The sequence below is a fragment of the Algoriphagus sp. genome (genome assembly GCF_029254265.1).
In the GTDB taxonomy this organism is placed as follows: Bacteria; Bacteroidota; Bacteroidia; order Cytophagales; family Cyclobacteriaceae; genus Algoriphagus.
The window spans coordinates 26,255-33,534 of record NZ_JAQWXX010000072.1 but is presented as its reverse complement, the minus strand read 5'-3'; the positions used below and the strand labels follow the sequence as shown (position 1 = coordinate 33,534).

General features: G+C 39.4%; 8 protein-coding genes. 5 read left to right on the top strand and 3 right to left on the bottom strand.

From position 1 onward, the window contains the following. The first annotated feature begins 179 nt into the window (after nucleotides 1-179). Complete coding sequence (locus tag P8O16_RS10215) at nucleotides 180-752, top strand: AAA family ATPase (protein WP_300314157.1); 573 nt, start codon at nucleotides 180-182, stop codon at nucleotides 750-752. After that, the gene (locus P8O16_RS10210) at nucleotides 652-1,863 is read left to right on the top strand and encodes an ISL3 family transposase (RefSeq protein WP_300314155.1); all 1,212 of its coding nucleotides are present in this window, start codon (nucleotides 652-654) and stop codon (nucleotides 1,861-1,863) included. The genes P8O16_RS10215 and P8O16_RS10210 overlap by 101 nt, the downstream gene beginning before the upstream one ends. Here the strand turns inward: P8O16_RS10210 and P8O16_RS10205 are convergent. Beyond that, a complete protein-coding gene (locus P8O16_RS10205; RefSeq protein WP_300314153.1) occupies nucleotides 1,860-2,510 on the bottom strand; it encodes a glycosyltransferase family A protein in 651 nt (216 codons plus the stop codon). The genes P8O16_RS10210 and P8O16_RS10205 overlap by 4 nt on opposite strands. Nucleotides 2,511-2,614: 104 nt before the next feature. Next, nucleotides 2,615-2,902: a hypothetical protein gene (locus P8O16_RS10200; RefSeq protein WP_300314152.1), complete on the bottom strand. Its 288-nt coding sequence runs from the start codon at nucleotides 2,900-2,902 to the stop codon at nucleotides 2,615-2,617. Between the two features lie 173 nt (nucleotides 2,903-3,075). Between P8O16_RS10200 and P8O16_RS10195 the strand changes: the two genes are divergently transcribed. From P8O16_RS10195 to P8O16_RS10185, 3 genes are read left to right on the top strand one after another with little or no spacing between them, the layout of a single operon-like run. Further along, a complete protein-coding gene (locus P8O16_RS10195; RefSeq protein WP_300314150.1) occupies nucleotides 3,076-3,732 on the top strand; it encodes a DinB family protein in 657 nt (218 codons plus the stop codon). A 7-nt stretch (nucleotides 3,733-3,739) separates the two neighbouring features. Further along, nucleotides 3,740-4,840 carry a Gfo/Idh/MocA family oxidoreductase gene (locus P8O16_RS10190; RefSeq protein ID WP_300314148.1) on the top strand — a complete coding sequence of 367 codons (1,101 nt, stop codon included), beginning with the start codon at nucleotides 3,740-3,742 and terminating at the stop codon, nucleotides 4,838-4,840. Then, nucleotides 4,837-6,015 carry an aspartyl protease family protein gene (locus tag P8O16_RS10185; protein WP_300314146.1) on the top strand — a complete coding sequence of 393 codons (1,179 nt, stop codon included), beginning with the start codon at nucleotides 4,837-4,839 and terminating at the stop codon, nucleotides 6,013-6,015. The genes P8O16_RS10190 and P8O16_RS10185 overlap by 4 nt, the downstream gene beginning before the upstream one ends. 64 nt (nucleotides 6,016-6,079) lie before the next feature. Here P8O16_RS10185 and P8O16_RS10180 read toward each other — a convergent pair whose 3' ends face one another. Further along, entirely contained in the window at nucleotides 6,080-7,180 is a 1,101-nt protein-coding gene (locus P8O16_RS10180) for a Gfo/Idh/MocA family oxidoreductase (protein WP_300314145.1), read from the bottom strand. Nucleotides 7,181-7,280: the final 100 nt, after the last annotated feature.

The window sequence follows — 7,280 nt, the reverse complement described above, 5'->3', positions numbered from 1 at the left end:
ACCGGATTCCCTCCATTTACAGAAAAGGGAATAGTATTCTTCGTTGCTTACGTTTTTCATCCTGCAACATTATACAGTCAGGAGGCCTTTAGCAATATGGGGTTGATCGGATGGATACGCAAAAATGAAAGGGAAAAAGCTTGATTCAATTCTAACAGGACTTTCTAAATGGATAGATAATGCTTAATTATCAAGAGTTTGTTTCCATGAATAAAAGTATGTTAATAGCACCAGCTGGCTATGGCAAAACCCATACAATTGCAGAATGTCTCAAAAATATCCGAAATAAAGAGAAACAACTAATACTGACTCATACACATGCTGGTGTTGCTTCCATTAAAGAAAAAATTAAAAAGGAAGGTATACCAAATTCCAGTTTTGAAGTAGAAACAATCACTAGTTTTGCTCAAAGGTATGTCTTAGCCTTTTATACTGGAAATGATTTGCCAAAACAAGAAGACAGTAAGCTATATTATCCATTTGTTATTGAAAAGGCAAATACTCTTTTTAAGCTGAAGCCAATACGAGAAATTCTTTTTAATACTTATAAAGGTTTATTTGTTGACGAATACCAGGATTGTAATGTTAGCCAACATAATTTCATTCGGTTCTACCACGAATTTAATGGAATAGTTATCTTTAAGCAAAAAGATGTTTACGGAGAATTTTTTCACAACCCTGCTCAATTTAGAGGATGGATGGGAAGTCCAATCTATCCAAACAGACCTTGGAAAGGCGGAGATTTATATTAGAGTCAGCTGCCGATTGGATCAATTGGTAGATGATCAAACCGGTGAGTTATGCAAAGTATATGACCATGCCCCCGAGCGTGAATGGAGGCATCTTGACACGATGCAATACAAGACTTACATCAAGTGTAAGCTTCCCAGAATTATCGCTTCGAATGGCAAAGTGAAGACGGTTCAGCCCAATTGGGCCTCTGGTTATGAGCGTCATACTTATCTGTTTGAGCATGCCGTCATTGATCTACTTAAGGCAACCAAGAATCAGACTAAAACCGCACTGCTCATGCGTTGTGGATTTAATATAGTAAATAGAATTCTGCATGTAAGCACCCAAAGAGGTATGAGCAGAAGAAACTATTCCCAGGTAGTTTTTGACCAATTGAGTATAGATGAGAAGTCCTTTAGGAAGGGTCATCATTACATTACAGTCCTGAGTCATCCTCACTCCGGTTGTGTGCTGGATGTTGGGGAAGACCGGACCAAAGAATCGGTCAAGTCGCTGCTAAACAAATCATTGACTAATGAGCAACTTCACCAGGTCAAAGCGATAAGCATGGATATGTGGAAGGCTTTTATCTCTACTGCCCAAGAAATGCTCCCCAACGCAGCTATAGTCCATGACCGTTTTCATCTGGTTAAGTACCTCAATGAAGCAATCGACAAGGTGCGGCGAAGAGAAGTCAAGCAGCATGAGGAACTAAAGAACAGCCGCTACGCACTGCTTAAGAATCCGGAAAACCTCACAGAGAAGCAACGTATTCATTTTGATGCCATTGCCGGCGCCAATTATGAGGTTAGCAAGGCATGGCAGGTACGGGAAAACTTCAAGGATCTGTTCAGCTCCGAAAAGCTATACGCCTGGAAACTGTACCTCAAATGGACTGTTGATTCGCAGAAAAGAAAAATCAAGGAAATCGACAAAGTAGTAGCCATGTTTAACAACCATATCAAAGGTGTCGTGAATGCCTTATTGATGAACCTAAACAACGCAATGGCAGAACGGCTAAATGGAAAAATCCAAGAGCTCAAAACTGTAGGTAAAGGCTATAGAACTTTTACCAACTTTAGAAGTGCAATCCTCTTTTTCCACGGAGGATTAAACTTATATCCCCACTAACTTAAGGGTAAAACCTTATAAAAATTATAAATCAAATTATCTAAACCTGGAGACTTGTAGGCAGCAGGATTTTTTAAAAAAAGATCCATTTTATTTTTCATCATCCAGTTTGAAATGTGACCCTCATATAATTTCTTTTTAAGTTCGGAAGATTTTTTAATGCAAATTCGATCAGGAATATCTTTTGTAATAGGGGGATCCTCACAATCCAAAATCGTATTGGAAATACAGATAGATCCTTGAGGGAATTGTCTCATAAGATCCAATTGATGCTGGATCTTAGAATTATCAACCCAATAATCGTCGCCATCACAGATGCACAGAAACTCTCCTCGGGCACTTCGGTACAATCCCAAATGATTCAATCGGCCAACTTTTTTTCCGCCTCTGATCATTTTATCTTCTGATTTTCTCAGAAATAATCGAATTCGATCCTGGTGTTCTTCTGCATATTTCATACATATTTCACGGGTACCATCTGTGCTATCATCCTCTCCGATAAGGATCTCAAAAGGAAAGTTCGTTTCTTGTGCAAGAACACTTTCTATACATTGAGCAATATATTTTTCATGTTGAAAAGCAGGTATACAAACAGAAACCAGAGGATCAATTAAATTGATAGGTTTAGACTCTCCCAGATACTCCATGAATTGTTAACTAATTAAAATAAGTAATAAAATCCTCCTTCGAAATAAACACTAAAAATCAAATAGGATGATCAAGTTAATCAAACATCGAAAGAAATAGGGCTTTATCTGGAATTACTCGCTTTTCCGCCACCCCCAAAAAGAATCCCAGCTCCAAGCACAAAACCGAAGTCATACCACCCTCCAGTATTATTAACTCCATACATGGCTATGTCATCAAAAAAAACAGAGCGCACAAAACTGACAGGAGCAATGATACCATGCCAGACTCCAAAGAAAAAACCGTAAGGTTCGTCAGTCACACAATCTTCAATATTGGTAACCTCCGCGCAAGAAGAAAATAGAACGAGTATTACTAAGAAAGTCAGTAAGGATTTAAGATAAGTTTTCATAGCGATTGGATTTAATAACTAGCTTAATTTAAGAAAATCTTGATGTTTGTCTCAGTTGGAATTCCTAATTCCTATTCAAATTTTAATATTGAAAAGTCAACAACCAGTTGAATAAGTGAGGGATTTTGCGCAAATTTTCAGTATTAGTTTTTTATCCACTAGAAATTTCACAGATGGGAAATCAAAGAATTTTAAATAATCGTAGAGAATTTTTAAAGAAGGGGATCGCAGTTTCAGCTGGAATAGCAGGCATAGGAACCGTTGCAAAAGCCACCACTTCCTACCCCACTTTTGCAAGTGAAGACTTAATGTATATCGGTCCGAGAAAAGGGTATTCTCCACAAATTGGGGCGCTGGTTTCCATGATGGCCTATATGAGGCAGACAATTATTAATACTGTCAAGGATCTTAGTATTGAGGACCTGGATTACCTTTTTGATAAAAATGCGAACTCTATCGGTGCTATGATCATGCATCTAGGTGCTACAGATAAGTTTTACCAAATCAACACATTTGAAGGCCGAGAGGAGTTTTCCCCTGAAGAAGATAAAATCTGGGGAGCAGCCATGAGACTAGGTGCAGAAGGTAGAGAAAAGATCAAAGGAAATACCGCCGCATATTACCTAAAAATGATTGGGGATGTCCGCGAAGAAACGTTGGAAAAACTGAAAGGGAAAGACGATAATTGGTTGATGGAAGTCGATAAAGGCTGGTCCAGTCCCGGGAATGAAGTGAATACCTATTGGAAATGGTTTCATGTGATGGAGCATGAGTCTAACCATGGCGGACAAATGCGGATTATTCGTGATCGCGCACCTTCAAAACCTTAAATGTCATATGAAACTAAAAGTAGTCCTCAGCCTAGTTTTTTTGCTGGCTTTTTCGAATTACACTTTAGCTCAAAAACCACTCAGAGTCGGTGTGGCAGGTCTCACCCATGGTCATGTGGGCTTGATCTTAGAAGCCAATAAACGAGCAGATTTGGAGATTGTAGGTATTGCTGAGCCAAACCGAGAACTTGCTGCAAGACTTACCAAAAACTATGGGATTCCAATTGAATTGGTTTTTGATTCTTTGGAGGAAATGTTGGAAGCAACCAAACCGGAAGCTGTCACCGCTTTTGGAAATATCTTCGATCATCTCGCTGTGGTCGAAGCTTGTGCTCCAAAGGGAATTCATGTGATGGTCGAGAAACCACTAGCAGTATCCATGGAGCATGCTTTGAAGATGGAGGCTTTTGCCAAAAAGCACCAAATTCATCTCCTCACCAATTATGAAACGACTTGGTATCCTTCTGTGGAGAAAGCAGGCGAACTCCTTGAATCCGGCACAGTAGGTGAAATGCGAAAACTGATCGTCCGCGATGGACATCAGGGTCCAAAGAAAATCGGTGTAAATGCTGAATTTCTAGATTGGCTCACTGATCCGGTTTTAAATGGCGCTGGAGCCATTATCGATTTTGGTTGCTATGGTGCGAATCTTGCCACCTGGCTAAATCAAGGTCGAAGACCTACTTCGGTGACTGCTGTAGCCCAGCAATTTCAATCCGAAAACAACCCAAAAGTCGAGGATGATGCAACGATTATCCTGACCTATGAAAATTCTCAGGCCATCCTCGAACCTTCCTGGAACTGGCCAATTGGCCGAAAAGACATGGAAATCTATGGCTTGACGGGAGCGATCTATGCTGACAATGGACGAGACCTTCGAATTCGTATTGCTGAAGGCTATGATGGTTATGAAGAGGAAAAGATCAGAATCGAAAAAAGGGATGCACCTTTCGATGATCCCTTTTCATTCTTAATTGCAGTGATTCGAGATGAAATTCAGATGAAATCGTATGATTTAAGTTCCTTGGAAAACAATATGATCGTTGTTGAAATCCTTGAAGCGGCTATTAGAAGTGCTAAGGAAGGGAAAACAATTTATCTGAAATGAATAAAATCGGTCTCTCAGTATTTATAAAACGCTTGATATTTTTCGGGCTCTCGTTATCGCTAAGCTGGAGCAGCTTTGGACAAGAAAGTGATTCCGTTTACAGCTTCCCTTTTCACATGGAGTCTGGACTACTTGTCTTAAGCGGAGAGATGAATGGCCAAGCTACTAATTTTGCCTTCGATACAGGAGCTGCTTTGGGGCTTGCAGGGAAAAAATTCAGCAGTACCAAAAGAGTCAAAATACAAGGAAAGCGGATGACTATTCGGGATTCGAATAGTGAAACCAAAAAGGTACGGACTGCCTATACTGACGAAATTAAAATTGGTGGGTTAAAAATCTCAAATGTAAAAAGCCTGATTTATGATATGTCTTATTTGAGCTGTCAAGATTTTTACCTACTGGGTTCAAATGTTATCAAATTGCTCAATTGGGAAATTGATTTCGAAAAAAAGATTGTTCGGGTGTCTCAAAAACCTTTTTCCATTGAAGATAGCTATTTGGCCTTACCGGTATCTTACAAAAATTCTCGGCCTTACGCCGAACTTTCTTTTCGAGCGATAAACCTTTCTAACATTCTAATTGATTTTGGATATACCAAAGTTTTAGATCTTGACTCATCTTCTGAATTGATCAGCAAATATATCCAAGAAAAAGATAATCAAGGCTTTGCTCATACTTCTCTCAACCATAGTACCGGAGCGATAAGTCAAAAAACTGAGAAAACAATTAATATTCTCTTGGACACACTAGCCCTTGGTAGTGGATTGGTTTACAAGATCCCCACTGAGTTTATGGAAACCAACCACAGTAAACTAGGTTTGGCCTTTTTTAGCACATTAAGCAAAAAAACGATCATAAATAACTCGGAATCTACCTACTATCTTGATCCTAAAAATGAAAGTCCAAAATTTCTAGACCCAAAGTTTTTCAACCTTAGATATAGTGAAGGAAAAATACTGGTGAGTGGAAAATCCCTTGAGCAGATTCCTTCCCATCAGGAAATAGAAATCGGAGAAGAAGTGGTTTCCGTAAATGGTCTTCCAATGAGCGATTTTAGTGATGAATGTGCTTTTGTCAATTGGTATTATCGCTTCTCGGAGGATAAAATTTTCATCATTACTAAAAGCGGAAAGAATCTTAGTTTTGAACCAGTTTCATTGCTTAACAGCTACTAATATACTTATCTATCTAGGGATTCCTTTTCTAAGAATTCATGGATTAATTAATCAACCAACTACTTCAAATCACAACCCTTTTTCCAGTCTTGGCAGATTCCAAAATCGCCTCCACAATTCGAATATCTCTAAGACCTTCTTCACCGGGAACAGCCATTGACTTACCTGCTAGAATCGCCAAAGCATCCTGATCCATCTGATTTGCTTGTTGCCAAGGCACATCGTACGGGAAATTAATTTCACCAAGAGGGCTAGTTCCTTTATTTCCAGAATAGGCAGAAAATGGCTCCATCGCAATCTGCCCTTTTTCACAATTGATATTCAAAAAGTTAGTTTGCTCCGCAAATGAAGTTTTGATTGTTGCGATTACATTTCCAGGAAATTCAAGCTCGGCAGTCACATTATCTGCCAATCCATTCTTATAAATCTCAGGCCGATTTGTCCAAGTTTTTGCGGATCGAACTGCAATCGGCTCCATTCCAGTTCCTAATCGAGCTCCCTGAATCGAATATACGCCCATATCATAGATCACTCCTCCACCCATCTCTGCTTTTTGCTTCCAATGATCGGTTCGGTTATCTCGATAGCCTGCAGCACAATCCAAACTCTGAACAGCTCCCAAGCTTTTCTCTTTAACTATTTTTTGAAAAGCCTGAGTATTTGGTTCATGCTGACATCGATATCCAATAGAAAGTGAAACTCCTGCTTGTTTACAGGCATCAATCATAACCTGACATTCTTCAGCAGTTACTGCCATTGGTTTTTCACACCATACTTGCTTTCCAGTTTTTGCAGCCCGAACAACATATTCCATATGCATCGATGGCGGCAACACGATATAAATCACATCGATATCCGGGTTATCCTTGATATCATCAAAGTTTTTGTAGTTGTAAACATTATCCGCAGGGATCTGATATTTAGCCTTCCAAATTCCTTCTTTTGCTGGAGTTCCGGTCACAATACCTGCCAAATAACAATGCTTTGTTTGCTGTAAAGCTGGTGCTAATAAATCCGTGCTGTAATAACCCAAGCCAACCAACGCGACGCCTAGCTTTTCTCTTTTAGGGAAATTGTTTCCAATTAAAGTCAGTGGAGAAAACAAACTTGCCCCAGTTATCAGGGTTAGCGATTTGATCGTGTCACGTCTGGAGAGGGATTTCATAAGGATCGGGTTAGATAAGGTTGATTAAGATAGACATTTTGATATTGAATGCCAATTAGAGCAGAACCACTTTTTCACTGAAAAGACCTAAATTAGAATT

Excerpts from the sequence above, each read along its gene's own strand:
- P8O16_RS10195 (WP_300314150.1), top strand. The coding sequence starts at position 3,076 with ATGGGAAATCAAAGAATTTTAAATAATCGTAGAGAATTTTTAAAGAAG.
- P8O16_RS10205 (WP_300314153.1), bottom strand. The coding sequence starts at position 2,510 with ATGGAGTATCTGGGAGAGTCTAAACCTATCAATTTAATTGATCCTCTG.
- P8O16_RS10210 (WP_300314155.1), top strand. The coding sequence starts at position 652 with ATGTTTACGGAGAATTTTTTCACAACCCTGCTCAATTTAGAGGATGGA.
- P8O16_RS10185 (WP_300314146.1), top strand. The coding sequence starts at position 4,837 with ATGAATAAAATCGGTCTCTCAGTATTTATAAAACGCTTGATATTTTTC.
- P8O16_RS10200 (WP_300314152.1), bottom strand. The coding sequence starts at position 2,902 with ATGAAAACTTATCTTAAATCCTTACTGACTTTCTTAGTAATACTCGTT.
- P8O16_RS10190 (WP_300314148.1), top strand. The coding sequence starts at position 3,740 with ATGAAACTAAAAGTAGTCCTCAGCCTAGTTTTTTTGCTGGCTTTTTCG.
- P8O16_RS10180 (WP_300314145.1), bottom strand. The coding sequence starts at position 7,180 with ATGAAATCCCTCTCCAGACGTGACACGATCAAATCGCTAACCCTGATA.
- P8O16_RS10215 (WP_300314157.1), top strand. The coding sequence starts at position 180 with ATGCTTAATTATCAAGAGTTTGTTTCCATGAATAAAAGTATGTTAATA.